Source organism: Vibrio sp. 10N.222.52.C12 (assembly GCF_041474215.1).
GTDB classification, from domain to species: Bacteria; Pseudomonadota; Gammaproteobacteria; order Enterobacterales; family Vibrionaceae; genus Vibrio; species Vibrio crassostreae_C.
This window is the reverse complement of sequence record NZ_JBFRTR010000106.1, coordinates 1-25597: the sequence shown is the minus strand read 5'-3', so window position 1 is coordinate 25597 and position 25597 is coordinate 1. Positions and strand designations below refer to the sequence as shown.

General features: G+C 45.4%; 19 protein-coding genes and 1 pseudogene. 8 read left to right on the top strand and 12 right to left on the bottom strand.

From position 1 onward, the window contains the following. Together AB4623_RS18660 and AB4623_RS18655 are read left to right on the top strand one after the other, a co-directional pair. A pseudogene (locus AB4623_RS18660) lies at window positions 1-442 on the top strand (hypothetical protein); the annotation flags it as partial. Next, window positions 363-1145 carry a hypothetical protein gene (locus AB4623_RS18655; RefSeq protein WP_017067728.1) on the top strand — a complete coding sequence of 261 codons (783 nt, stop codon included), beginning with the start codon at window positions 363-365 and terminating at the stop codon, window positions 1143-1145. The pseudogene AB4623_RS18660 and the gene AB4623_RS18655, both read left to right, overlap by 80 nt. A 153-nt stretch (window positions 1146-1298) precedes the next feature. On the opposite strand, the gene AB4623_RS18650 is transcribed toward AB4623_RS18655, so the two are convergent. The 3 genes from AB4623_RS18650 to AB4623_RS18640 all read right to left on the bottom strand — a co-directional run bounded on the left by AB4623_RS18650 (window position 1299) and on the right by AB4623_RS18640 (window position 7507). Continuing rightward, on the bottom strand, window positions 1299-1793 hold the full coding sequence (locus tag AB4623_RS18650) for an outer membrane beta-barrel protein (protein ID WP_017065440.1): 495 nt from the start codon (window positions 1791-1793) through the stop codon (window positions 1299-1301). Window positions 1794-1936: 143 nt separating this feature from the next. Continuing rightward, window positions 1937-5980: an ATP-dependent RNA helicase HrpA gene (gene hrpA, locus AB4623_RS18645; RefSeq protein ID WP_017060443.1), complete on the bottom strand. Its 4044-nt coding sequence runs from the start codon at window positions 5978-5980 to the stop codon at window positions 1937-1939. A gap of 198 nt (window positions 5981-6178) precedes the next feature. Then, window positions 6179-7507 (bottom strand): MipA/OmpV family protein, encoded by a 1329-nt coding sequence (locus AB4623_RS18640; RefSeq protein ID WP_017070881.1) that lies wholly within the window; start codon window positions 7505-7507, stop codon window positions 6179-6181. Between the two features lie 81 nt (window positions 7508-7588). On the opposite strand from AB4623_RS18640, the gene AB4623_RS18635 reads away from it, so the two are divergent. The 3 genes from AB4623_RS18635 to AB4623_RS18625 all read left to right on the top strand — a co-directional run bounded on the left by AB4623_RS18635 (window position 7589) and on the right by AB4623_RS18625 (window position 10797). Beyond that, window positions 7589-8041, top strand: coding sequence for a hypothetical protein (locus AB4623_RS18635; RefSeq protein WP_102428589.1), 453 nt, complete (start codon window positions 7589-7591; stop codon window positions 8039-8041). Between the two features lie 101 nt (window positions 8042-8142). Then, window positions 8143-10170, top strand: coding sequence for an alkaline phosphatase family protein (locus AB4623_RS18630; protein ID WP_372058509.1), 2028 nt, complete (start codon window positions 8143-8145; stop codon window positions 10168-10170). 177 nt (window positions 10171-10347) lie between these two features. Beyond that, window positions 10348-10797, top strand: coding sequence for a TerB family tellurite resistance protein (locus tag AB4623_RS18625; protein ID WP_017060439.1), 450 nt, complete (start codon window positions 10348-10350; stop codon window positions 10795-10797). Between the two features lie 118 nt (window positions 10798-10915). Here AB4623_RS18625 and AB4623_RS18620 read toward each other — a convergent pair whose 3' ends face one another. Both AB4623_RS18620 and AB4623_RS18615 read right to left on the bottom strand, forming a co-directional pair. After that, window positions 10916-11446 (bottom strand): 3'-5' exonuclease, encoded by a 531-nt coding sequence (locus tag AB4623_RS18620; protein ID WP_017060438.1) that lies wholly within the window; start codon window positions 11444-11446, stop codon window positions 10916-10918. Between the two features lie 87 nt (window positions 11447-11533). Further along, a complete protein-coding gene (locus AB4623_RS18615) occupies window positions 11534-13072 on the bottom strand; it encodes a diguanylate cyclase domain-containing protein (protein ID WP_372100850.1) in 1539 nt (512 codons plus the stop codon). 350 nt (window positions 13073-13422) lie between these two features. Between AB4623_RS18615 and AB4623_RS18610 the strand changes: the two genes are divergently transcribed. The 3 genes from AB4623_RS18610 (at window position 13423) to AB4623_RS18600 (ending at window position 19037) form a co-directional block, all read left to right on the top strand. Then, complete coding sequence (locus tag AB4623_RS18610; RefSeq protein WP_017091262.1) at window positions 13423-14055, top strand: DUF2760 domain-containing protein; 633 nt, start codon at window positions 13423-13425, stop codon at window positions 14053-14055. Then, complete coding sequence (locus tag AB4623_RS18605; RefSeq protein ID WP_372100851.1) at window positions 14055-16043, top strand: Hsp70 family protein; 1989 nt, start codon at window positions 14055-14057, stop codon at window positions 16041-16043. Before AB4623_RS18610 ends, AB4623_RS18605 begins: the two co-directional genes overlap by 1 nt. 153 nt (window positions 16044-16196) lie before the next feature. Further along, window positions 16197-19037 (top strand): Hsp70 family protein, encoded by a 2841-nt coding sequence (locus tag AB4623_RS18600; RefSeq protein ID WP_017067721.1) that lies wholly within the window; start codon window positions 16197-16199, stop codon window positions 19035-19037. 171 nt (window positions 19038-19208) lie between these two features. On the opposite strand, the gene AB4623_RS18595 is transcribed toward AB4623_RS18600, so the two are convergent. The 7 genes from AB4623_RS18595 to AB4623_RS18565 all read right to left on the bottom strand — a co-directional run bounded on the left by AB4623_RS18595 (window position 19209) and on the right by AB4623_RS18565 (window position 25430). Continuing rightward, window positions 19209-19424 (bottom strand): hypothetical protein, encoded by a 216-nt coding sequence (locus AB4623_RS18595; protein WP_012604204.1) that lies wholly within the window; start codon window positions 19422-19424, stop codon window positions 19209-19211. A gap of 268 nt (window positions 19425-19692) precedes the next feature. Further along, window positions 19693-20166, bottom strand: coding sequence for a DUF2947 domain-containing protein (locus tag AB4623_RS18590; RefSeq protein ID WP_372147141.1), 474 nt, complete (start codon window positions 20164-20166; stop codon window positions 19693-19695). Window positions 20167-20330: 164 nt separating this feature from the next. Next, window positions 20331-20918 carry a ribosomal protein S5-alanine N-acetyltransferase gene (rimJ, locus tag AB4623_RS18585; RefSeq protein ID WP_048617468.1) on the bottom strand — a complete coding sequence of 196 codons (588 nt, stop codon included), beginning with the start codon at window positions 20916-20918 and terminating at the stop codon, window positions 20331-20333. Window positions 20919-20936: 18 nt separating this feature from the next. Beyond that, window positions 20937-22481, bottom strand: a complete 1545-nt coding sequence (gene tyrR, locus AB4623_RS18580; RefSeq protein WP_017067720.1) for a transcriptional regulator TyrR — start codon at window positions 22479-22481, stop codon at window positions 20937-20939. A gap of 123 nt (window positions 22482-22604) precedes the next feature. Continuing rightward, a complete protein-coding gene (locus tag AB4623_RS18575; protein WP_372147139.1) occupies window positions 22605-23657 on the bottom strand; it encodes a YcjF family protein in 1053 nt (350 codons plus the stop codon). A 14-nt stretch (window positions 23658-23671) separates the two neighbouring features. After that, the gene (locus AB4623_RS18570; protein ID WP_372147137.1) at window positions 23672-25045 is read right to left on the bottom strand and encodes a YcjX family protein; all 1374 of its coding nucleotides are present in this window, start codon (window positions 25043-25045) and stop codon (window positions 23672-23674) included. 199 nt (window positions 25046-25244) lie between these two features. After that, entirely contained in the window at window positions 25245-25430 is a 186-nt protein-coding gene (locus AB4623_RS18565; protein ID WP_004734731.1) for a hypothetical protein, read from the bottom strand. Between the last annotated feature and the right edge of the window lie 167 nt (window positions 25431-25597).

Here is a 25597-nt window from a genome sequence, read left to right as displayed (position 1 = left end):
TGCACCTGCACCTGCACCTAAGTTTCAGCCTGCTCCGGCACCAATGCAACACATGCAGCAGGCCCCTCGCCCACAAGGTCGAGGCTCAATGAACAGCAACACCGTCTCTACTCATGATCTCAACGAAGAAGAGATACCATCATGGGCAGAACGTGCGTTTAAATTCTCCGGTTTGACCGGTGACCATAGTTTAGTATGGAAGAAATTTGTCCTCTGGTATAAAGCCAAAGCCAATGAATTAATGCCATTATCTCGGATTGAATCCAAGCTGCAGTACTGGCTAGTTAACGAGAAGCAAAATGAAAGACAACAACAGCAGAAGACCTCTCAATATTCAGGAAATGCAGGACAAGCTCAAGGAAATGGGTATAGACAAAAGCTTAGCCCATCTGAACGCTTCAGGCAGCAGCTCATTCAAAAAGGCAAAAAGCCAACCTTCTGAGCCAGCTCAACCTGTTGTACCTGACGCTACAGGTCCATTAGTACCTGAAGTGATTGAAGCGCAAAGTACCGAAGTGAAAGTAGCGGCTGCACAAGCTGCGGATTCCGGTGCGTCTCAACAAGTACCTGTTGTTGATCAAGATCCTGCAGAGCTGGAACTAACCGATTGGTGTATTCACGTGTTCGGCTCTTTCTTGAGCGTGTACGAAACGCAGTGGGAATATCAGTACGGTAGTGAGCCAAGCGGTAAGTTCATTGAGTTTGCCAACTCTGTTGATTCAGACGGCCTTAACCGCGTTTTAATGCACTGCCACGAACGTATTCAGCTTGGCAACAGCTGGCCGCCGCAAATGGGTGAGCTGTGGATCCTGAAAGATTCTTTAACTGAAGAAGAGTTGCTGGATAGCCGTATCCGTGTGTTGTCTCGCACCGCTGCCAACAAAATTGAAAAATGGCTGATTCAGAACAAACTGTATGACTTGAAGCGTACGGCTGAAAACAAGCTGGATGGTCTGTTTAAGAAGTACTACTTGGAAGCAAAACGTTTAGATGAGAAAGGCATGCTTGAAACTGAGTTACCAGAATTCCTTCTTGCCGCTAACTCTGTAAAGAACCTGAACGATTTAAAACGTGAAGAGTACGAAAGTAAACACGGTAAAGCGATTAACCCAAGAATTCAGCGTATTCTGAACAGTAAAAAATAACCATCCGCTTGCTATCTGTTAGAAGAAAACAGAGTTGCAATTACCCGGTTAACAGATACAAAAATGCCAGCTATCAAGCTGGCATTTTTTATGAATTCTAACGAACTCTTTAACGACTATCCGACCGTTATTTACGATCGTTTTACTGATTGATTACAGTAGGTGGATAGTTGCGTTTAGCGTGAATACGCCAGAGTCGTCATCTTTCATTTTGAAGTTTTGGTAGCTAGCGCCTACAGATAGTGGACCAAAGATGAAGTATTCAGCGCCTACACCGTACATGATATCAACATCGTCTTGCTTGAAGCCATCAGCTTTAAGCTCGTAAGAGTGAAGACCACCCTTCGCGTATACGTGAAGAGGACCAAAATCGATGCTTGGTTTAATCGCTAGGTAAGCAGTGCTTGCGTCTAAATTCTTAAGATCGCGGTTGCCGTAATTAACGCTGCCGAAAGAACCTAGATCCCAGTAACCCGCTTCAACACCGATTAGTGGAAGGATACCTGTACCTACGTGGATGCCCACCGCGTTTTCATCTTCACCAGCGAATGAGTTTTGACCACCCATTACACCGCCGTACAACCAAGAATCAGCCATTGCTGTTGAAGATGCACCTAGTAGTGCTAGTGCCAATAACGTTTTTTTCATATTCGACCTTTTTCGTCCTAGTGGCAGGCCTTGAGTGGTAATAAATTGCCACCAAGTCGCCCTGTATGTAATAACTATTCAATTAGTAATGCAATAAGCAAGATTTATACCCAAACCTTGCCATTGCGTCTAGCTTTATTCCTTTAGCAAGCATCAATCGCGTTTTTAACACGCTTATCTGATACTGGGTAAGGCGTACCGAGCTGCTGTGCGAAGAAGCTTACACGAAGCTCTTCTATCATCCAACGCACCTCTTTTACATTTTCTGGAACCGCGATCCCTTTTGGAATTTTATTCAGCAGTTCTTTGTAATCATTCATTACTGACTCAACTTTGATCATGTGAAGACGATCTTTGTTCGGGTCAATTGGCAGTTTTTCCATGCGGCGTTCAATCGCTCTCATATAGCGTAGAATATCCGGCAAGCGTTTCCACCCACATTCTGTGGCAAAACCCTTAAAAATCAAACCTTCTACTTGAGCTTTTATGTCAGAAAGTGCGAATGCCATAGAAAGATCCACGCGTCCTTTCAGCTTTTTACTGATGCTGAATGCCGTGGTTAGGATGGTTTCAACCTGTTGAGCAATCTCTACTACGGTATCACCCAGCTCTGCACGTACGTGTTCTTTCAGAGCTTCAAACTGCTCTGGTTCCCAAACCAAACCGCCCTTCTCTTCAATCAGCTTATCAATACCACAAGCGATACAGTCATCGATAAGATCGAGTACCTGTCCGTATGGGTTGAAGTACAAGCCAAGTTTCGATTTGTTCGGCAGGTTCGAGTGCAAGTATTTGATCGGTGATGGCACGTTCAACAAGATTAAACGACGCTGACCCGATTTCATTGCCGAGATTTGCTCTTGCTCGGTTTCGAACAGTTTGATCTCTACGCTGTCTTTGGTATCCACCAGCGCAGGGAAGGCTTTAACATCGTAGCCACCACGTTTCTGTTGGTAGACTTTTGGTAATTCACCAAAGCTCCACGTGTGCAGGTTCTGCTGCTCGATATCGTCGTCTGCCACTTTAGAAAGCGTTTCTTGAACCTTGTCTTTCAGGCTCTCTTTCAACTCATGCAGATCTTTCTGTTCTTTCAGCTTACGCTTGCGATGATCTACAGCGCGGAATGTTACCTTTAAGTGCTCTGGAATCTGGTCTAACTTCCAGTCATCACGTACCACTTCCACACCCGTCATGCGGCGTAGCTCTTTCTCAAGAGAATCCAGTAACGGTGCTTCAAGCGGTGTCACACGTGCCAAGAATGCATCTGCGTAGTTTGGCGCAGGTACAAAGTTACGGCGTAGCGTTTTAGGTAACGACTTAATCAAGCTAATTACTAGCTCTTGACGTAGACCCGGGATCTGCCAATCAAAACCGTTTTGGTCAATTTGGTTCAAGATAGGCAGCGGAATGTGTACCGTTACACCATCGTTATCGTCGCCCGGCTCAAATTGGTAACTCAGCTTGAGCTTGATACCGTTTTGGTGCCAGAAGTTCGGATAATCCAAATCAGTAACGTGGCTAGCATCACCGCGGAACAGCATCGATTTTTCAAAGTTAAGCAGCTCAGGGGTTTTCTGACTGGTCTTCTTCCACCATGTATCAAAGTGACGGCCAGAAACCGCCTCTTCGCCAACACGCTGGTCATAGAAATCGAACAGTTCATCATCGTCGATCAAGATGTCACGACGACGCGATTTATGCTCTAGCTCTTCGACTTCTTGTAGAAGCTTACGGTTCTGCTTGAAGAAAGCGTGTTTGGTTTCCCACTCACCTTCTACTAATGCACTACGTACAAACAACTCACGGCTGACGGTGGCATCAATCGCGCCGTAGTTCACAAGGCGCTTAGGTACGATTGGGATTCCGTAAAGCATCACTTTTTCGTGTGCCATTACCGCTGCTTGTTTCTTCGACCAATGTGGTTCGCTGTAACTGCGTTTAATCAGGTGTTTCGCTAGCGGTTCAATCCATTCAGGTTGAATCTTCGCGATAACACGGCCCCAAAGTTTTGAGGTTTCTACCAGCTCCGCAGACATGATCCACTTAGGCTGTTTCTTAAATAGGCCAGACGCAGGGAAGATGTGGAAGCGTGCATTACGTGCACCTTGATACTCATTCTTCTCTTGGTCTTTCATACCGATGTGCGAAAGCAGACCTGATAGCAGTGACATGTGAATGCCATCGTAGCTGCCCGGTTCTGTATTCAACTTAGTATCTAGCTCACGCATTGCTTGGTGAATTTGGAAGTACACATCTTGCCATTCACGGATACGTAAATAGTTGAGGTAATCTTGCTTACACTGTTTGCGGAACTGGTTACTCGACAATGCTTTTTGCTGCTGCTTGATGTAATCCCATAAGTTCACAAACGTGATGAAGTCAGACTCTTTATCGAAGAAACGCTTGTGCTTGTCATCAGACGATTGTTGCTTATCTGATGGACGCTCACGCGGATCTTGAATCGACAACGCAGACGCGATCACCATCACTTCGTGTAGGCATCGGTTACGTGGCGCTTCAATTACCATACGCGCTAAACGTGGATCGATAGGCAGTTTTGCCAGCTTACGACCAATCGCGGTTAGCTTCTTCTTGTCGTCGCCGTGGTTCTTGTTTTTGTTCGCTGACGGTTCAACGGTGGCGATCGCACCAAGCTCTTCAAGCAGCCTTACACCGTCTTGAATGTTGCGCTTATCGGGCGCTTCAACAAATGGGAACGCTTGAATATCGCCTAGGCCTAGCGCTGTCATCTGAAGGATAACCGATGCTAGGTTAGTACGAAGAATCTCTGGGTCAGTAAACTCTGGGCGTGACTCGAAATCTTCCTCAGAGTACAAACGAATACAGATACCTTCTGCAACACGACCACAACGACCTTTACGCTGGTTTGCACTCGCTTGAGACACTGGCTCAATCGGTAGACGTTGTACTTTAGTACGATAGCTGTAGCGGCTAATACGCGCCGTACCCGGGTCGATAACATACTTGATGCCCGGAACGGTTAACGAGGTTTCTGCCACGTTGGTTGCCAGAACGATGCGTCGACCAGTATGAGACTGGAAGATACGGTTCTGCTCACCCGCCGATAGACGCGCGTAAAGCGGGACAATTTCGGTATCACGAAGGTTGCGTTTACTTAATGCATCTGCGGTATCACGAATTTCTCGCTCACCGTTCATGAAGATCAAGATATCGCCAAGGCCTTCATCACACAGCTCATCAACGGCTTCAAAGATGCCTTCGATTTGGTCGCGGTCTGAATCACTTTCATCACCACCTAATGGGCGGTAACGCGTATCAACTGGGTAAGTACGACCAGACACTTCAATGATCGGTGCATTGTTAAAGTGCTTAGAGAAACGCTCTGGATCGATGGTTGCCGACGTGATGATCACTTTCAGATCAGGACGCTTTGGCAGTAACTCTTTCAGGTAACCCATGATGAAATCGATGTTCAGGCTACGTTCGTGCGCTTCATCGATAATGATGGTGTCGTACTGATTTAAGAAACGGTCGTGTTGAATCTCCGCCAGTAGAATACCGTCGGTCATCAGTTTGATTTGGGTATTGTCAGAAATCTGGTCGTTGAATCGAACCTTATAACCAACGAACTCACCCAGCTGTGTTTCCATCTCTTCAGCAATACGGTTCGCAACCGAACGCGCCGCAAGACGACGGGGCTGAGTGTGACCAATTAAGCCAAAGCGGCCGCGGCCAAGCTCAGAACAGATTTTTGGTAGCTGAGTGGTTTTACCCGAACCCGTTTCACCCGCCACGATAACCACTTGGTTTTCAGCGATGGCTTTCGCGATGTCTTCGCGCTTTTGGCTAACCGGGAGAATTTCTGGGTATTCAATCGTTGGTTTCTGTGCCGCACGCTGAGTTGCCGTCATCATCGACTTAGCAATGTCTAACGCAATCTCATCAAAGACAGCGTGCTTAGCTTGTTCGTTCTTAATTTTGCTCGCACCAGCAATTCGCTTACTCAAACGGAAGCGATCGCGTATCATACATTCGTTGAGCGCTTTACGAAGAGAGGCTGGGCTATTCTGAGATGATTTGTTGTTTGTCGCTGATTGTTCAGCAGATTTTTTCGATGCAGCTTGGTTTGGTTTCGCTTTGCTCTGTGAAGAACTTGGCTGTGCTGCATTCTTGTTGTTATCTGCTTTTTCCGGAGACGAAGTCAAAGCGTGTCCTATTCTTGTACTTATTAAACTCGCGCGATTATATCACAAGTCTCAAACAAAAAAGCCTGACAGCAAAGGGAAAACCTTTAGCTATCAGGCTGATTAATCTCGCTAACACTCGCAGGAGCTATGAAAGCGCGGTCAAATGTAATTCGTACTTAGTCAACTCTGGTTTAAAGCTAACGTTAAAAACTGCGCTTAAAACTCATATTGGAAGTAAACCGTGTTGTAGTTACTACCGCCTTTGATACGACCATACTGAGAGGATTTTTCAAAGATTGCAGAACGGTGATGCAATGAATAACCGAACCATAAGTTGTTCAAGTCATTCTTACCAATCAAGTCGCCAACGTTGACATCGAATGAGAAGTCTAAGTAGTTCAATAGATGGCTTGCAGTGTAACCTTTACGGTCCATCTCAGAGCCTTCGATGTAGGTAATCGAATCGATGTAAGACATACCTTCTGCCACACCAACACGCCACTGAGTTGGCCAATCAAAGGTGTAATACGCTTTGATTGCGATGATGTATTCGGTGCTGCTTGATTGAACGTCTGAGCTCCAGTGGTGGGCAATACCTGGGGTCAAATAGATATCCAATGGCAAGCCGAAGATCTCATCAGTTAATGGGTGTCCATAGAAGAACGAGGTCAACTGGTTGTTGTATTCGTCTTTTTCTCTATTGAACTTCATGATGTCGCCAATATTGGATGGCGTTCCCCAGCCGTGTGCGACACGTAAGTAAGGCGCATTGCTCAGTTTAGGTTTTGGCGCTTTCTCTTTGTCGTTAAAGAAACCAAAGCCAAGGTACAATTCCCCCTGATAACGGTCTTCAACAATCGAAGAATCGTAAGCGTTATCGTCCAATCGAGTCACACTGGTTGAACCCAATAAGTACAAGTTAGAAACCACATGGTAACGCGTTTCAACACCAACATTTAAGTCAACACCAGCACCAATGGTTTCATTAGATGCGGAGTAATACTCACTGTTGAAATCAGCACTTTTATAACGCAGCGTCGCGCTCGGGTAAAACTCCCAATCTCCAGTTTCATACTTGGCTTTAGCTCGTAAGTTACCGTGGAAGTTGTATTCACTGTCGCTCATTAACTCCGTCTCGACAGACCAAGAATCATCAAGTTGGTAGGTCAGTTGAGCACCAAAGTCCGCCGTATCGCCTTCAATCGCGTTCTGCTCAGATGCAGGAATATCAATAAAGCGCATGCGAGAGATAGCATTGAAAGACCACTTCTCATCGTCAGTTTGATAGAGGTATGCCCCCATCTCAGTACCGTCAATAAACACATAATCGTTCTTGAAAAACAGCATCGGTACGAATGAGCTAACCGATTGGTCGCCACCAGACGTGTCATAAGGGATGCTTGCTGTACGGAACATTGCAGCGATGCCCCACTCTTGCTCTTCAGCGGCCCACGCATTAGCACTTACGAAAATGCCACTTAGGAAAGCGCTACCTAGTAAAACCAATCCAGATGAAGGAAGAGTCGGTAAATATTTGAGCTTCATTCTTGTGTAATTACTCTTTGAAAAAAATATTGTTTTACTGATTAGACATTTATTAACCATGACGGCTAACTATTTTTAGGTTTGCTCGGCATTGACCGTTACAATGTAGAATATTCTCGGTTAAATGAAAGTATTGTGAAAGTCTCCGAATTACAAAACATTATAGATCACTTACCCAAAGATTCCGATCCAGATATTGTTATGGGTGAGGCGTGGTTGCCTGAGCGTTTGGTGGATACCAACCTAGACGGTGACATGCTATTTCTTGAATTCGATAATGCCCCTGAAGACAATCAAGGGGATGAAGAAGGCCGTGGCTTTGTTGAGCACGAGATTGCTATGATTCGAGAAAAGCTCGAACTGTTATTAGACGAGCCTTCCGATACCAAGACCAAAGCCGATGCCCTATTGGCAATATTTCTAATGGGCCATGAACTTTCTAGCTCAGAAGTTATCGAAGTTCTTGAATCAACAGAATCTGAAACGACAGAGCCTGAGATTGCAGAGCATAATCAACAGAATCTGACTCAGTAGAATTTGAAGCATCAACGCTTGGAACCACAAAGCCAGACACGAACAAGCTCGAAACAAAAGAACACCACGACGACTAGCCACCAACGATTTTAGGTACCGTATTGAAACCCTCTACGACATCATCTCTTCCCCTGTTACTCGCCGGACCCATTTTAAGAAAAACCACCGCGACTGAAGTAGTACTTTGGTTAGCCACCAGCTCGCCTCTTACAGGCAGAGCCGAGCTTCATACTCAAGAAATAGACGATTCTGAAGCAGCACAAGACCAGCCGTTTTATACCTCATCGCTTGAAGAACATGATTCGATTCAAATCGGTACACATGCGTGGATAACGCTAATTCGCTTACAAGGTGAGTTTCCGACTAATACGCTGCTTGAATATGACATTCACACAGAGTCAGGTTCACTAAAAGAGCTCGCCCCTCACCTTGTTTACAACGGTAAATCTCGCGTTGAGTTTAAGATATCGACCTCAGCTGATTACATTCTTCATGGCTCTTGCCGCAACCCGCATCATCCAAGCAAAGACAGCCTAGTTGCAGCCGATAACAAGATGGCCGATCAAACCGTCGCTGAAAGACCCGACATGCTGATGATGAGCGGCGATCAGATCTACGCCGACCATGTGGCAGGCCCAACACTTGATGCTATTCAACAAGTGATTCACCTGCTTGGCCTTGTAGGCGAAAGCTTACCGACTGACTCGCAAATTAAACAAATCAACAACAGTGACGCTCTGTATAACAGTGAATACCACTTATACCAGCGTCATCACTATTTGCCGCACCACACAGCTTCAGAATCCATGCTCGATAAGTTATTCCCGAACCGTGGCGTGCCGATTTTTAGCTCTACCGATTGTGAAAACCACTTGGTCACGCTGTCTGAGTTTATCGCGATGTACTTATTGGTTTGGTCTCCGACACTGTGGCAATGCGTCAATCGAGAGCGTTTAATTGAGAATAACTTCACTCAAGGTGGACGCCAATTAACACCGACTGAGCAGCAACAATGGCGTGATGAAAGCGTCATCATGGATGATTTCATTGCTGGCTTACCGCAAGTGCAACGTCTGTTCGCGCATATTCCAACGTACATGATCTTCGATGATCACGATGTGACGGATGATTGGAACCTTACCGTGGGTTGGGAGCATGCCGTCGACCAAAACCAGTTCGCGACCCAAGTCATTGGTAACGGCCTTGCGGCTTACTGGATGTGTCAAGGTTGGGGTAACAAACCGGAGAGCTTCGATGAAACGTTTATCGAGCAAGCAAAACAGCTTTTTGTCGCTCAACCGCTCATTACTAAACAACCGCGCATTAGTAAACAAACTCATAATGAAGCCGGCAATGCAGCGACTACTCACTCTATTGGCAACATCGAGCCAGACAAGCATCAAGCCTTCATTGAGATGTTAAGTCGCTTTGAAGAGTGGCATTACACAATAGATACCTCACCCAAAGTCATTGTGTTGGATACTCGTACGCGTCGTTGGCGTTCAGAGTCACGCATGAACAAGCCTTCAGGTTTAATGGACTGGGAAGCCTTGATTGAGTTTCAACATCAGTTAATGAATCAAGATAAAGTGGTGATCGTTTCTGCTGCACCGATGTTTGGCGTGAAGTTTATTGAAACACTGCAAAAGATGGCGACCACAATCGGCAAGCCATTAGTGATTGACGCTGAAAACTGGATGGCGCATCCGGGCAGTGCTAATACGCTGATTAGCATCTTTACCCATACCAAAACACCGACCAACTTCGTGGTACTTTCTGGCGATGTTCATTACTCCTTCGCTTATGACATCAAGCTTAGGTATCGTCGCAACAGCCCGAACATCTATCAAATCACCTGCAGTGGTATTAAAAATCAGTTCCCTGCTCCGCTGCTTAAATTCTGCGATGTATGGGACCGCCTGTTATACAGCCCTCGCTCAGTTTTGAACTACTTCACTAAGCGTAAACGCTTGAAGATCGAAAAGCGAAGCCCTGACAATCAGACCTTCTATCGCCTTTCAAACCGCAGTGCGATTGGAGAATTGAGGCTAGACACTGATGGGAAACCGCAATCGATCACGACACTCAGTGGCGACGGTAAAATTACCCGTTTCCCAGAGCCCGATTGATAAAATGCTCCTTATCGCTCGCGTATCCGTAATGTCAGTTTTTAGTAAAGACGCTTGCGATCACACTCTGTAGACCCAATAGTTATGCTTATGCTTATGCTTATGCTTATGGTTATGTTTATAGTTGATAGCTATCAGCGTTACGGAACTCGATACAAATTTTAACTGGAGCTCGTTATGTTCAATTCTCTCACATCAATGTTTAAACAATTGATTGAAGGCCAGGACCTAAGCAAAAACCAAGGCACATCACCTAATATCGCCATCGCGAGTTTGTTGTGTGAAGTCGCGGGTGCCGACCATCAGATCAATGAATCAGAAAGAGTCGCTAAGCTACAGCTTCTGCAGCGTTTGCTGGATTTAGATGAAGAACAAGCAAAGGTACTGCTCGCGCAAGCAGAGCCGAAAGTAGAGCAATCAGTATCGCTGTATGACTTTACATCGCAACTCAGAGACCTATCTCAGCCAGTGCGAATCGACTTAATCAAAGCGATGTGGGAAGTAGCGCATGCCGACGGGGAAATTGACCCTATCGAAGATTCTGTGATCCGTAAAACAGCAGAACTGCTCTACGTCGACCACTGTGACTTCATCAAGAGTAAGTTAAGTGTTTTAGGCGAAAATTAGTGCCTGAAATAATGAATTGGAAACTGAAATAAAAGCGACGGGTTAAGAAACCGGTCGCTTTTTTGAATCGGTAAACTGAAAGCTGACTAAACAGGGCTGAGAGGAGCTAAAAATTTAGCTACAACATAGTTAATGTGAGTTTCGCAAGATTATAAGCATCGACATAACCCGAGTGCTGACGACCTTCCCACTCAATATTTTTGGCTTCTTGAGCAGCGCGGTGACCAATGCGTTTGTCTTTCAAGCGATTCTGAACTCGATAAAGCGTGGCGATATTCAAGAACTCGCTGAACGGAGGTTCAATGCCTTTCTCAATACACTCTTTGTGTAAGATAAGATCGTCGCGTCCCCACGCTGCATAGATTTTCTTTGGGCCACCGAAGTTCTTAATCATCGACTTGATAACAGACTCTAATGGGCGACCCTGCTTTTCGATTTTACGAGGGGTAATGCCCGTTAACTCGGCGCAAAATAGAGAGACTTCGTCTTTTTCGGGCTTAACGTAATATTGCGCGCGCTTCACGATGGTTCCAGATACAAGATCGATCTCAGCAAGACCAATTTCAATGATCTCCCCTGTTGTTCCTACACCGTCTTCGCTCCAACAGCACATTTCCAAATCGAAACACACCACTCGATTGTGATTCATACGTCGCCTAATTCTCTCGTCAAAAATTTCGTGAAATTGTACATGAGCCTAATAAAGAACTCGACCCCAGTTGCATCAAGTGCTCATTTAGCCTGCAATTGTGACTCGATTTCGGCCATTTGACTTACTTAGGTATAACATGCTGTCAGTTTTTTGAAGGAGCGCTTCAATGTCTTCATTAGTGCGGATGGTAGCCCCGATGCTTAGAGTGCAACTCAATAGCTGGCCAGAATGCTCGCAATAAGACTCACTCACCGTATCTAAAATACATTCTAAATAGCGAGACAATGAGTCATGTTCAGTGATGCTCGAAATGATACCGAACTCATCCCCTCCCATCCGGAATAGGTTATCTCCAGACTTCAAGCTCACTGAGATAACCTTAATCACATGAATAAGTAACGCATCACCGGCTGGGTGCCCAAACTTATCATTGATCTCTTTAAACTTATCAACATCAAACACTATTAAGCTAAACGGCTTATCGCTTTGTATCGATTGACCAAGCATCTTATTAAAAGCTCGGCGATTATAAATTTCCGTTAAACTGTCATGATTGGCAAGAAAGCGAAGTTCTTCTGTTCTTTCATCAATCATTCGATACAAGCGCTCTTTCTCTCGAATTTGCAGGTTCACAATATAAGCGAGCAGTAATGAGATAGTGGTACCAACTATGCCGATTCCCGCCAACACTAAGTAACCATTAAATGAAATACATGCATCTATCTTGAAGTCGATAATCCATTCACGGTTAGTTAATGTAATCGTCTTTGTAATGTGCTGCCCAGTTACCGCTTCATAACCATTGGTTTCGAACATTATCGGGGCATCTTCAGCTTCAAAACCGCTATCGGTAACACGCACATAAACGTCCATATCGCCGACAGTAGACGCCAGAAGTTTCTCAAAATAGTATGTGGTACGAACAACACCAATCACAACCCCTAACAAATTGTCCGTTTGACCATCAAACACAGGGTGGTAGACCAACATTCCGCTCTTAGGTGTGTTGCTGTCTAAACCGTCTTGCAACAGACGAACTTTGTCTGAAATATTCGCTTCACGTGTTTTTTTAATGTTATCAATGACCAGATTAAACCGCTCACGAGAAGAGTAAAAACCCAAAACACCGTTGTTCACTGGATCATTCGGATAAATATCTGTCGCGATAAATACGGGCTCGCCATCCAAGACATAACCATAAGTTTTTGGCCCATGTTTAGGGATAGTAAACATTCTATAGGATGGGTATTGAGCTTTCATTTTGGCGGTGTGCGCGGCGATATCTTGTACCGCCACTTTTTGCATCCACTGCAATCCGATCAGGCTTTTCGAACCGTTAATCGTTTGCTGAGCAAAACGATCAAATCGATCCCGACTATCGACATCATTCGAATAGAAAAAATTCGCACCGGAACCGATATAAGCGACATCGTTATCAATAAACGCTTTTAAACTGAGCGTTTGATGCTGAGCAAAGCTATCCAGATTCTCATTCAAAGACCTATTTTGATTCGCCGCAACCAAAACAAAACACAACACCGTCATCAAAAATGTGGCAAAAAAGACAACTAACGGCAAAGTTCGTTTCTTCAACCCTGTTATAGGGTCGGTAGTGTGGGGCATACAGCTTCCCATATGATGTTATTTTGAGTCGAAAGTATACACTGCCGGAATGCTAGGCTCTATTTATCTTTGACTCTCACAATGGGATAAAACTAACACTATTTACAACCCATGGACATTTGCGGCTAATAAACCAACAAATCTCGATTAACTTTCAAGCTAACTCACCAAAAAGCCAGTTTATTGAAAACATTAAATAAAGCCCTTAAGCCTTGAATATGCTAGTATCCACCCATATTTATAGCTTGAAAGTGACCATTTCGGCCTTATGCCACTGAGTTTCTTTCCAACCTGTATATTCCTTTAAACCGACGAATATACCGTTAAATCAATTTTAAAGAGAAATCACTATGATCGTTGATTTGAACCTAATCCCACAAACGTTTGATATGCTTCACGCAGGCCTAACTGCATCAAGCGTTTTACTACTGCTAATTGCCGTTTCTCGTAAAACCAAAGTGGTTGAGAAAGTCGTAGAAAAACCAGTAGAAAAGATCGTTGAAGTTGAAAAGCCAGTTGAGAAAATTGTCGAAGTAGAGAAAGTTGTTGAAGTTGAACGTGTGATCGAAAAAGTAGTAGAAGTTGAATCTAAGCTGGCAACAGCACCAACAGATTCTGCAATGCAGCTACTGTCTATCATGCAGCAAGAAGCTCGTTTAATTGACTTCCTAAAAGAAGACCTAACGTCATTCTCTGATGAAGAAGTTGGCGCAGCTGCTCGTGTTATTCACACTGGCGGTCAAAAAGTATTAGCCGATTACGTAACGCTGTCTCACATCCGCACTGAAGATGAAGAAACACGTATCACTATCGCTGAAGGTTTCAATCCTCAAGAAATTCGCCTAACAGGCAACGTAACGGGCAATGCACCATTCAACGGCACATTGGTTCACAAAGGTTGGAAAGCAACTGACATGAACCTGCCTAAGCTTGCTGAAAACTACGATGCATCTGTAATTGCACCGGCAGAGGTAGAGCTATAATGGAACACCAAACTCAGCCATCATCGCACGAGTCTTCTTCTCAAGAACATACGCCGCAGATGCATTCACAAGAGCAAGCGCCTAAGTTCAGTGTTGGTATCGATTTAGGTACCACACACTGCGTTTTGTCTTTCATCGACACAAGCAATGAAGACGCTCGCGTTGAGGTGATGCCAATCCCTCAATTGACGGCTCCAGGTACAGTAGAAACTCGCAGCCAACTTGGCTCGTTCCTATACCAGCCGCACGAACATGAAATGAATGCGGGATCTCGCGTTCTTCCTTGGTCTTCTGAGCCAAAAGCGCTAGTCGGTGCGATTGCTCGTAACCTAGGTTCGAAAACCCCTATCCGTTTGGTAGCAAGTGCAAAATCTTGGCTATGCCACGGTGGTGTGAACCGTCGTGATGCGTTCCTTCCTGCAGGCAGCCCTGAAGAAGTTGAAAAGGTATCTCCGCTTAAGACCACTGAGTTGTACCTTGAGCACCTTAAAGATGCTTGGAACCACGCTAACCCAGAACACAAACTGGCAGACCAAGATGTAACGATCACGGTTCCTGCTTCGTTTGATCCTGCGGCTCGTGACCTAACAGCAGAAGCTGCGCGTAATGTTGGCTTCACTCACCTGACACTTCTTGAAGAACCTCAAGCAGCACTGTATAGCTGGATTGATAACAGCAACGACACATGGCGTGATGAAGTGAACGTTGGTGACATCGTTCTTGTTGTCGATATCGGCGGTGGTACGACTGACCTTTCGTTAGTTGAAGTAACACAAGATGAAGGCAACTTAAGCCTGAACCGTATCGCTGTAGGTGAACATATCCTACTGGGCGGCGACAACATGGACTTAGCTCTGGCTTACCGTCTGAAGATGAAACTGGCTCAAGAAGGTAAAGAACTGGCTCCTTGGCAGGTTCAAGCAATGACTCACGCGTGTCGTGATGCGAAAGAAGCACTGCTTAACGATGCTGAGCTTCAATCTGTGCCAATCGTTGTTCCAAGCCGTGGTTCTAAACTACTGGGCGCAACACTGAAAACAGATCTAACTCAGCAAGAAGTACAACAAACATTGGTTGATGGCTTCTTCCCGAAAGTAGCGGTGACTGAGCACCCAGTACAAAAGACGCGTGGCGCACTGACTCAAATGGGTCTGCCTTACGCTCAAGACGCAGGTATTACTCGTCACATTGCTGCATTCCTTTCTAAGCAAGCGAACGCGCTTTCTGGAAATAGTGAAACCGCTCAGCAAGATTTCAACCCGTTTGCAAACATGCCCGGTATGCCCGGTACAGAAGCGCAAGGGTCAGAAGCGCCAGCGGCAGACTTCATCAAACCAACAGCGGTACTGTTCAATGGTGGTGTTCTAAAATCTAACCTACTTGCTGATCGTCTTTCAGACACGATCAATGAATGGCTAATTAATGCAGATGCTGAATTTGCTAAACAACTTTCAGGTTTAGACTTAGACCTAGCGGTTGCAAGTGGCGCTTCTTACTACGGCGCAGTTCGTCGTGGCCAAGGCGTTCGTATCCGTGGTGGTATCGCATCTTCTTACTACGTAGGAATTGAAAGCGCGATGCCAGCTATCCCAGGTATGGCTCCTCCGATGGAAGCTTTGTGTGTTGCACCATTTGGTATGGAAGAAGGTTCAAGCGTACAAGTACCTAGCCAAGAATTCGGTCTAGTGATTGGTCAGCCAGTACACTTCCAGTTCTTCGGTTCAACCATTCGTCGTGAAGATGAAGCGGGTACGCACCTTGATCACTGGGCGCCTGAAGAGCTTGATGAGCTTCCTGAAATCCAAGTGACATTGCCGGTTTCTGAAGGCCGTCGCGAAGGTGAAGTGGTTCCAGTGACTTTGGCTTCTCGCGTTACTGAGCTAGGCACCTTACACCTAGAAGCGATTGCTACTGACAACGGTCAGAAGTGGCACGTTGAGTTCGATGTTCGTGAAGACTCGAATAACGACTCAAACGAACAAGCATAATGAATCAACGGCACCTTAGCGGGTGCCGTTACTTTATCAATGCATTTCTCAATCTAGTCCTGCCTGTTTCTCAGGAATGACGTTTACGAATAACAACAATAAGACCAAAGCTATCAAAAAACTGGTCATCACTCTGGAAGAATAAGGTTTTGTATGGCAACTCCTCGTTTTTTAGTCGGCATTGACTTAGGTACAACCAATACGGTTGTCGCTTACTGTGAAATCAACGACGACCTACAACATGCTCCCGTTTCTCTTTTCGATATTGACCAACTCATCGGCCCCGGTGAAGTGGTTCGCAAGCCCCTACTTCCATCCTTTCGTTACCACCCAGCACAAGGTCAAATCTCCCCTTCTGACCTGACGATGCCGTGGGAACCAAGCCCCGTTGAAGGCGATATTAAGAACGTTATCGTCGGTGAATGGGCTCGTGAATTAGGCGCTAAGGTTGAAGGCCGCCAAGTATCGAGTGCTAAGAGTTGGCTATCACACCAAGCGGTTGATCGTAACTCCGACATTCTGCCTTGGGCTGGCGCAGCTGATGTCGATAAAGTCTCGCCAGTTGTGGCGAGTGCAAGCTACCTCAACCACATTCGCCAAGCATGGAACTACCGTAACCCGAGCAACAAGCTGGAAGACCAAGATGTTGTGGTTACCGTTCCTGCTTCCTTCGATGAGACAGCACGTAAGCTAACACTCGAAGCCGCAGAACTGGCGGGCTTAGGTAAGATTCTATTACTCGAAGAGCCGCAAGCCGTTTGTTATGACTGGTATGCCCGTCACCAACAAACCGCAGCAGATGAACTTCAACAAATCCCACTGATTCTAGTGTGTGATGTTGGAGGTGGTACCACCGATTTAAGCTTAATTGAAGCCAAATTCGATGCGAACAGCGACGGTAATAACGAGCTCGCACTCGACCGTATTGGTGTTGGTGAACACTTGATGCTCGGTGGTGACAACCTCGATTTAGCGCTTGCTCACCTCGCTGAGCAACGCTTCAATCAAAACAAAAAGCTCAATGCCTCTAGCCTAACCAAACTGATTCAACAGACTCGCGCCGCAAAAGAGAGCCTGCTTTCTGCCAATGCGCCCGATGATGTAAAGATCACCATGCTGGGCAGCGGTTCAAAACTGCTTGGCGGTACTAAGAGTATTGGTTTAACTAAACAAGAAGTCCATCAAATCGCATTGGAAGGTTTCTTCCCGCTTTCTGAGTTTACTGAAACACCCGACAAACGCCGCAGTGCTGTGGTTGAGTTTGGTCTGCCTTACGTGGCTGACCCTGCGGTGAGTAAGCACGTTGCAGAATTCCTAGCAACGCACCAACAAGTGTCTAAAGCCGCATTGGAAAACTCAGACTCTATTGAGTTCGATGACACCAAACCTGCAATTCCAGTTGGCGTGCTGCTCAATGGTGGTGTGTTTAACAGTGAACTGGTAACAGAGCGAATTACTCAGCTACTGGGCAACTGGAACGGTTCTCCTATCACAGTGCTTGATAACCCTCATCCAGATTGGTCTGTTGCCCTTGGCGCGGTTGCCTTTGGTAAAGCACGCCGCGGTGCACAGCTGAAAATCGGTGGCGGTGCTGCCCGTTCTTACTTCTTGCATCTGCAAGAGAAAAACAAGATGGGTAAAGCGCTTTGTCTGCTTGCCAAAGGAACCGAAGAAGGCCAAGAGATACGCTTGAACAGCCGTCGTTTCTCGCTGACTTTAGGTGAGCCAGTACGATTTAATCTTCTGACTTCAACACACGATCAAATTGCTCATGACACCGCCATTCAAAACGGTGTGATGGTCAATGTGGATGCCGACTTGTTCTCCCCTCTCCCACCGTATATTTCTACGCTGGAAGGCTCAGGTACTGCAGAACTTCAAGCCAACCAAAAAGAGCGTGTTGAAGTACTGCTCGCTTGTCAGTTAACCGAAGTCGGCACATTGAAAATGGAGTGTGTGAGTATAGAAGATGACTCTAAGCGTTGGTTGCTCGAGTTTGAAGTAAGAAACAAGCAAGGCGATGAATCTGATACCTCCGCGCTTCACCCAAGATTGGAAGAGTGTAAGGAGTTGATTTCTCGTCTGTACAGCGGCAACAAGAAGAGTGCTGAATCGAAAGAGATCAAAACACTATCGAAAGATCTTGAGAAGCGACTAGGTAAACGCGATGAATGGGACTTCACGACCCTTCGTCATCTATTTGATACCTTCTCATTAGGTCGTAAACGTCGTCGCCGCTCAGAAGCACACGAGAAGAACTGGCTACGTTTGGCGGGATACTCGCTACGTCCTGGCTTTGGCGATCCGACTGACTCATGGCGTATCGAACAGATTTGGGGCCTTTACCAACAGAACATTCAGTTCAAGAACCACCAAGGCTGGACAGACTGGTGGGTATTCTGGCGTCGTGTCGCTGGTGGGCTAAACCAAGAGCAGCAAGAGAGTATCTTGGCTGACATCGCTAAATACCTTCACCCAGGTGCAATGAAGAACCCTAAGACAGCCAAAGATGCGCAAGATAATGGTTATGAAGCCATGGTCCGTTTAGCGGCGTCACTTGAGCAACTTGAGGTTGAAGACAAAGTGCTGCTGGCAAGTTGGTTCTTAAGCAAAGCGATCAACCATAACCAATTTGAACAGGCTCACTGGTGGGCGCTAGGACGATTAGCATCAAGAACGCCTTTGTATGGCAGCCAACACAGCGTAATTCCTAGAGAGCAAGCTGAACAGTGGTTACCAAAACTGCTTGAACAGAACTGGCAGAAAGAGCAGATGATCGCCTTCGCAGCGGTGATGATTTGTCGAAAAACCGGTGACCGTCAGTTTGATATCTCTGACGACTATCGCAATCAAGTGATTGAGAAGCTTAAGCAAAGCAAGGTACCTGACTCATGGTTAACACTAGTGAGTGAAGTGACTGAGCTTTCTGAGAGCGAATCTAAGCGTGTGTTTGGTGACGCATTACCAAGCGGATTAAGCCTGATTAATAATTAGGTTTAAAAACGATTAGCTTTCGTTACTAATGGTAAAGAAGCTAGCAAGAAAAGAAAAAGCCACTTTCGATTCGTTGAAAGTGGCGTTTTTATTGGTGGCTTAAGGCTGGTATGTGTAATCGACTTATAGCTTTTTGGTTAAGAGCCTTAGCCGTGTTGCAGTTCATCATTGTTAATGTTTGGTTCCAGTTGGGTTGATAGGAAAATCTGTATTTTCATAAATGTCAGATAGTTTTTTCGGTTTCTTCTCTTTTGCTCCTTTGTTTGATTGATTATGAGTTTCGCTTAAAAGCCATTCCTCATGCATTTTTGCTGAATCCAAAAACTCTGGATCCTCCATTGCTTCCTTGCGAAGTTTATTTACACGTTCGAGAGTATCCCAAATCATAATACTTCACCTCCACTAAGGCAGTAATATAAAGATAGCTCAACCCCATAAAACTTCAACTAACCCAATGAGATAGCGATCTCAATTTCGTAATTTACCCACTTTGAACGAGTGAAAATGGTCACCTTTGTCAGCACTCAAATAGTGGGCACTTCTCCATGATCTTCGAAGATCATTAGGCACAAAAAAAGCGAGCTCAATGCTCGCTTTTTGTTTATCTATCTGTTGCTCGGATTACCAGCACTAGCTCGATTAAATCACACCGAGGTTAAGCACGGTTACCAATTTTCACCTTGCCATTGGTAGCAAACCAAAGGGCTTCTGAACGACGACGACCGATTAGAATCGGGCCATCATCGTAGAACAAGAAGTTCTTCCAATGCTTCTTGAAAATCGCCCATTTGGTTTCAAGAACATTGTACTTTTCGTAACAAAAATAAACAGTTACGTCATCTTGCCAATCAATAAAGTTAAGAATCTCTTCTGGCATTTCAGGCTCATCCGCTTCCCAATGCACCATCCAACTGATCTCTTCATTCCAGTTCGATGCTTTGCTTGGCCAGTCTTGCGAGCTCAGTCGTTCTGCGTCTGGGCTTTGAGGGCTCACGTTCTCTTTCCAGAACTGAGATGCTCTCGCCTGTGTCATTGGCTTAATCTTTTCCAAGTCCTCTGCCGGAAGCGGCATTGACTGGTGTGTGAAAATCCATTTTCTTTGGTATTCGTCCAAAGTTGTGTATGACATCAAAATTCCTCAAATATCTGCTCAGGCTGATGGATTTACCATGCCTATCTGTTCTTTTTGATGCAGCGGCGATTAGCAAAGCTTGATATACGCTGCGTCTAAATTTTGTTTACGTTTAAAAGCTATTTGCCTTTAACTAGTACTACGTCTTAGCAATATTGCCGCTAAATAACGCGTCTATCTTCCCAATTTGGGTTAACTAATGCTGTCAGTATATGGTCTTCCCATTTACCGTTAATCTGTAGGTAGTCTTTAGCAAAACCTTCTCGGACAAAACCAAGATGTTCTAATACACCAGCACTGCGTTCGTTGTGAGGCATGTAGCCCGCCATTAAGCGGTGCATGTTCTGCACATCAAACATGTAGTCTTTGGCCATGCTCAAACCTCTGCGCATGTAACCGTGGCCTTGTGCACTTTGCGCCAATGAGTAACCGACATTACAAGCGTAGAACGGGAAACGCGACAAATTACTGAACGATATGGTGCCTAACATTTCATTAGAGTCAGCGTTAATCAGTAAACAGTAATAGCCTAGCCCCATTTTATGAAGCTCGTTTAACTTAATCAGTCGCTGCGCCCAACTCGCTCTATCAAAGAACGCATCTTCGCGTATCGGCTCCCAAGGTTTCAGGTACTCTCTGTTAACCTGAAAGTACTCGCTGATCATGCCAGCGTCATCGATTTCAGCCGTGCGTAAAATCAGATTACCATCATGCTTATAAATGCGCTCTGGTGTACTCAAATCTTCCATAATCTTGTTCTTATTCGATCAGTTCTTTCTGATACCGTAATCACGAAGCTTATTCGCAATTGAGGTATGAGAAACATTCAAACGTTTTGCTAGCTTACGGCTTGATGGGAAAGACTGATAAAGCTTCTCTAGAATCTGAGATTCATAGTCTTTCATGATCTCATCGAGCGAGCCGTCTAAGCTCAGGTTCGCCATTCCAGCCGTCATTGTTTCAAGCTGTGGCAAGTGGAATTGCTCAACCGTTAGCGTGTCTGAATCCAACTCTGTTAGTGCGCGTAGAACCATGTTGTCTAACTGACGAATGTTGCCCGGCCATTGGTAATTACCAAGCTGGTCGACTAACTCTTGAGTCAGTTTTGGTTTTAACATACCTAACTGCTGCGCGTACTTTGCAACGAACAGTTCCAACAGTGGCGCTACGTCGTTTGAGCGTTCACGCAATGCTGGAATAGACAGAGTCAGTACATTCAAGCGGTAGAACAAATCTTCACGGAACGAACCCGAGTCGGCTAATTCAGAAAGACGGTGGCGCGTTGATGCAATAATACGAACATCCGCGTGCATCTCTTCTTCTTCACCAACACGACGGAATGAACCATCTTGTAGGAAACGCAGCAGCTTGATTTGAAGATGCGGGCTCATCTCGCCAATTTCATCTAAAAATACCGTACCGCCATTCGCTTGTTCGAAAATACCTTTATGACCTTGCTCATGGTTGAATGAACCCGGCGCATGACCAAACAATTCCGTTTCCGCTACGTCATCAGGCATCGATGCACAGCTTAGAATCAAGAATGGGAAAGACGATCGATTTGAACGGTTATGACACGCTTTCGCCAACATCTCTTTGCCTGTACCTGTGTCGCCTTCAATTAATAGAGGCTGATCCAGCATAGCCAATTTCTTAGCTTGGCTGATCAAGGCTTTATGGCGATTAGAGACACCAACAAAATGTTCGAAACCTAGGTTGTTCTGTTCTGGGATTGAATCTGGCGAGTTCATCTCTTGATTACAAGAACGAATCGTCATTACTGCGCTTGCCAGTACCGCTTCGTTGACATCACCACCAAGGTAAATCGGCAGGATCTCAATAGAGAAATCTAAACCATCTAACACGACAACTTCACGATGACGCGTTACATCGCCTTCGATCCAGCGAGCAAAGTTAAAGCTAGGAACAAACGTCGCTAGCGGTTCACCGATGACTGCGTCTTCTTGCTTATTAAAAAGGTTCAATGCAGCGTGGTTAGCCATATCGACTGAGCCTTTAAGGTCAATCGCAATAACAGGATCAGGTAGGTTTGCCAGCAGAGCAATCAGCTCTGTGTTATGCCTTTCGCTTGGCATAAATTGGATTTTACGTACATCCTTCACACCTGAAATTCGGCGAATTTCAGCCATAAGTTCACTAAAAGCATCAAAATCAATATCAGGGCAGTTTAGATAAATAATACCTTTAACATCAATTTCGATTCCTCTTAAATCAATGCTTTTTGAGGCCAAGATATCGAGCAACTCACGCGTTAAGCCGAGTCTGTCTTCACACAATACTTCAAGACGCACAAATAGTCCTATTATAGGTGTCAGGATAAGTTGACAGTAGTGTGGATTAAGCTCTGAGTTCAGTCAAGAAGAAGAGTAAACATATGTTTACTCTTCTTCTCAAACTATTGAGCTTCAAATGCTTTATTTAAGAGTGATACGCTTTATTTCAGAAAGGACGGCTTTGCGGAGGTCTGCCAGTTTTACTTTTCGTTCGTTATGCCAAGGCATAGGACGCAGCAATGTCATGGCTTTTAAGCCCAGTCTTGCAGTAAGGATACCGACACCTAGCCCCTGCCCTGCTCGAGCTGAGACTTTGCCTGCAAGATCCATCGAGACGAGATCCATACTTGCATCAATCGCGAGCTCACTTGCTCCTGCAGCGGCCATGTTGATTAACACCAGTTTAAATAGCTTAATGCGAGACCAGTAGCCAAGCTCAATGCCATACACATCAGCAAGCTTGTCTATCATGGTGAAATTTCGCCAAGCCACCAACAACATATCAGCCGCCGCCAATGGACTCACCGCGACCAAAGCCGCCGATTCGGTCGAAAACTTAGTGACGATTTGAGTCGCTACTTTGTCTTGTTGACTCACGACTAACGCATCGTACATATCCAACACTTCTGCATCACTGTGTGCAGGGTTAATGCTGTTTCGCCACTTATCGTACGAAGGAGACTCAGCGATAATTCCGCCTTGCTTGGCGATGTTTTCACAGAACGCTTTGCCCTTGCCGACACTTTGACTTTGGAGTAGCTCTTCACTCTGCTCTTGCACACTAAAGTGATCTTTAAGTGAACGCAGTTTCCACAGCTCTTTGCCTATTGCGCCTAAACCCAATGAAGCAATGGCAGCAATGAAGCCTGCCCAACCTAACGCCAGCCAGTCAGCCGATTGAATCGCGGTAATGACCGAATCAATTGCCTGCCATCCAACTAGGCCAGAGAAAGCGACCAATAAACCCGTTCCAAACCACTTCTTCTTTTTGCTCGGTCGAATCACTTGTTCCAATTGCTGCTCAGCTTCACCATCAAGATCAGCTTTCACTTGCGGTGCGACAGGGACAAATTTCTCTTGCTCTGTGAACAGTTGTTGAGCGCCTAAATCCGGGCCAACGTCACTCTTGTCTTGCTCACCAAAAGAGGTCTTCAACGGTTCATTAAAGACCTGCTTTGTTTTTAATTCACTCATTTTGATTGCCTCAATTACTTCAACTTGTCGCCAATGAGATACTCTAAAACCTTGTCGACTCTTAGATGTTGGCAAGGCTCATCGGAATGTTGCTCCATCGGTCTAAAGCTCGTGAAATCAAACTGGTTGGTTTCCCAATACTGTTTATTAGGCAACTTACGCGGCACCTCTCCCGGATACATGGTTTGAGGGACATTATCCAAAGTCACACCTTGCAACGCCGGAACATTGTCTGAACCCGACGAGATATAACCCGCGCTGGTCGCTTGAATAGACGCGATACTCATACAACTCATGTCGACGTGTTCAAACGCCGCCTGCTGCCAAGCTGGATGCACCATCTGTTGTAACAGTGACACCAAGTTCGGATGTTGATCCGGTGTCACGTGGTCAGCTTTTGTGGCTGCAAACAAGATCTTGTCGATCTTCGGCGCGAATAAACGTCTTAAGATATTGCTTCGACCGTACTTAAAGCTCTTAAGTAACTGTTCTAACGCGCCACGCATGTCCATGAAAGAGTCATAGCCCGCATTAAGTGGCTGTAAGCAATCCACTAGCACGATTTGTCTGTCGAACGTCGCGAAGTGATTCTTGTAGAACGCTTTGACGACCTTCTGTTGATACTCTTCATAACGCGCTTTAAGTACCGCATAGTTACTTGTTTTTGAGAACTTACCCTCAGGTGCGATGCACGGGAAGAATTGCAACACAGGCGCGCCTTCAAGCTCACCGGGTAATACGAGTCGACCCGGTTGTACCCAATGCAGCCCGTTACTTTTACAAGTATGAAGGTACTGAGTGTAGCTATCGGCAATCGCGACCAGTTTCTTTTCGTCCGCTTCTGCTAGCAAATCGATATCACCACGCATGGCGTTCCACTGTTGCGAGTAAGTTTCTCTGTCGCCTTTCAATGCGGCAAACTGAGATTGGCTCCAGGTATCGAAGTCCATATCCAGTAACGGCAAATCAAGCAACCATTCACCTGGATAATCGACAATATCGAGATAAAGGGTGCTGTTTTTACTCAGTAGCTTTTTTGCGCCCTTCGCAGGCTTATATTTGATGGCTAAACGAATCTCACTGACATCACGCGTTGGTACCGGCCATTCTGGTGGCTGTGCATTCAACGACTCCATCGCTTCATCATAAGAGAAGCGTGGAATCATCATGTTGTGTTGCGGGATGCGCTTTGCGCCAATAATTCTTCCATCTCTCGCAGATGCAAGCAGTGGCAAGTTTTTGTGGGTAGACGTATGAAGAAGCTGATTAACCAGCGAAGTAATGAATGCTGTCTTACCCGCACGAGAGAGCCCCGTGACCGCTACTCGAATATGAGAATCCGTTCCTCTGCTTATAAAGTCACTCATTTCTTGAGTTAGGTGTTTCATTTGAACGACTCCGTGATAGTTAGGCTAGCTGGTTATGATAATAGAAAGGCAAGCCTATGTTCTTTCCCCGTTGGGATAGTTTGTATGCTTTTGCTTATGTTGATGAGTATGCAATACACATTCTTAATGCTAGATGAATAAAAGCCCCTGACTACATTCATAATCAGGGGCTTTAGAATTTTTGCACGATATCCGACGTCTAATCGTCTTCAATCAACTTGTAGATAACAAACAGTGCAATCTCTGCAATTAGCCAAAGCGCACATGTAATCGTCACGTATTTATTATCAAAGATACTGATCCCTTTCAAGATCAGGTCGTAGCCAACAAAAGCACCAATCACCACTGCCAAGATAATCTGTAGGATCTGAATAAAACGAGGCATTCCTCTCTCCTATGTTCTTATATCAAACTATGTGTTTATCACTATATCATTGATAATAAGACAAAAGTGCAGATAATGCTGCACTTTTGTCTTTAACTTTCTGTCAAAAATTGCAATTCAAACGCTGAAGTTAGCGACAATTACGATTTTTTGGCGTCGATTAATTA

What these genes read in the sequence shown, in the direction of transcription:
- AB4623_RS18655 (WP_017067728.1), top strand. Translation starts at nt 363, where the DNA reads ATGGGTATAGACAAAAGCTTAGCCCATCTGAACGCTTCAGGCAGCAGC.
- AB4623_RS18650 (WP_017065440.1), bottom strand. Translation starts at nt 1,793, where the DNA reads ATGAAAAAAACGTTATTGGCACTAGCACTACTAGGTGCATCTTCAACA.
- AB4623_RS18640 (WP_017070881.1), bottom strand. Translation starts at nt 7,507, where the DNA reads ATGAAGCTCAAATATTTACCGACTCTTCCTTCATCTGGATTGGTTTTA.
- AB4623_RS18625 (WP_017060439.1), top strand. Translation starts at nt 10,348, where the DNA reads ATGTTCAATTCTCTCACATCAATGTTTAAACAATTGATTGAAGGCCAG.
- AB4623_RS18620 (WP_017060438.1), bottom strand. Translation starts at nt 11,446, where the DNA reads ATGAATCACAATCGAGTGGTGTGTTTCGATTTGGAAATGTGCTGTTGG.
- AB4623_RS18615 (WP_372100850.1), bottom strand. Translation starts at nt 13,072, where the DNA reads ATGCCCCACACTACCGACCCTATAACAGGGTTGAAGAAACGAACTTTG.
- AB4623_RS18610 (WP_017091262.1), top strand. Translation starts at nt 13,423, where the DNA reads ATGATCGTTGATTTGAACCTAATCCCACAAACGTTTGATATGCTTCAC.
- AB4623_RS18605 (WP_372100851.1), top strand. Translation starts at nt 14,055, where the DNA reads ATGGAACACCAAACTCAGCCATCATCGCACGAGTCTTCTTCTCAAGAA.
- AB4623_RS18600 (WP_017067721.1), top strand. Translation starts at nt 16,197, where the DNA reads ATGGCAACTCCTCGTTTTTTAGTCGGCATTGACTTAGGTACAACCAAT.
- AB4623_RS18595 (WP_012604204.1), bottom strand. Translation starts at nt 19,424, where the DNA reads ATGATTTGGGATACTCTCGAACGTGTAAATAAACTTCGCAAGGAAGCA.
- AB4623_RS18590 (WP_372147141.1), bottom strand. Translation starts at nt 20,166, where the DNA reads ATGTCATACACAACTTTGGACGAATACCAAAGAAAATGGATTTTCACA.
- rimJ (WP_048617468.1), bottom strand. Translation starts at nt 20,918, where the DNA reads ATGGAAGATTTGAGTACACCAGAGCGCATTTATAAGCATGATGGTAAT.
- AB4623_RS18575 (WP_372147139.1), bottom strand. Translation starts at nt 23,657, where the DNA reads ATGAGTGAATTAAAAACAAAGCAGGTCTTTAATGAACCGTTGAAGACC.
- AB4623_RS18570 (WP_372147137.1), bottom strand. Translation starts at nt 25,045, where the DNA reads ATGAAACACCTAACTCAAGAAATGAGTGACTTTATAAGCAGAGGAACG.
- AB4623_RS18565 (WP_004734731.1), bottom strand. Translation starts at nt 25,430, where the DNA reads ATGCCTCGTTTTATTCAGATCCTACAGATTATCTTGGCAGTGGTGATT.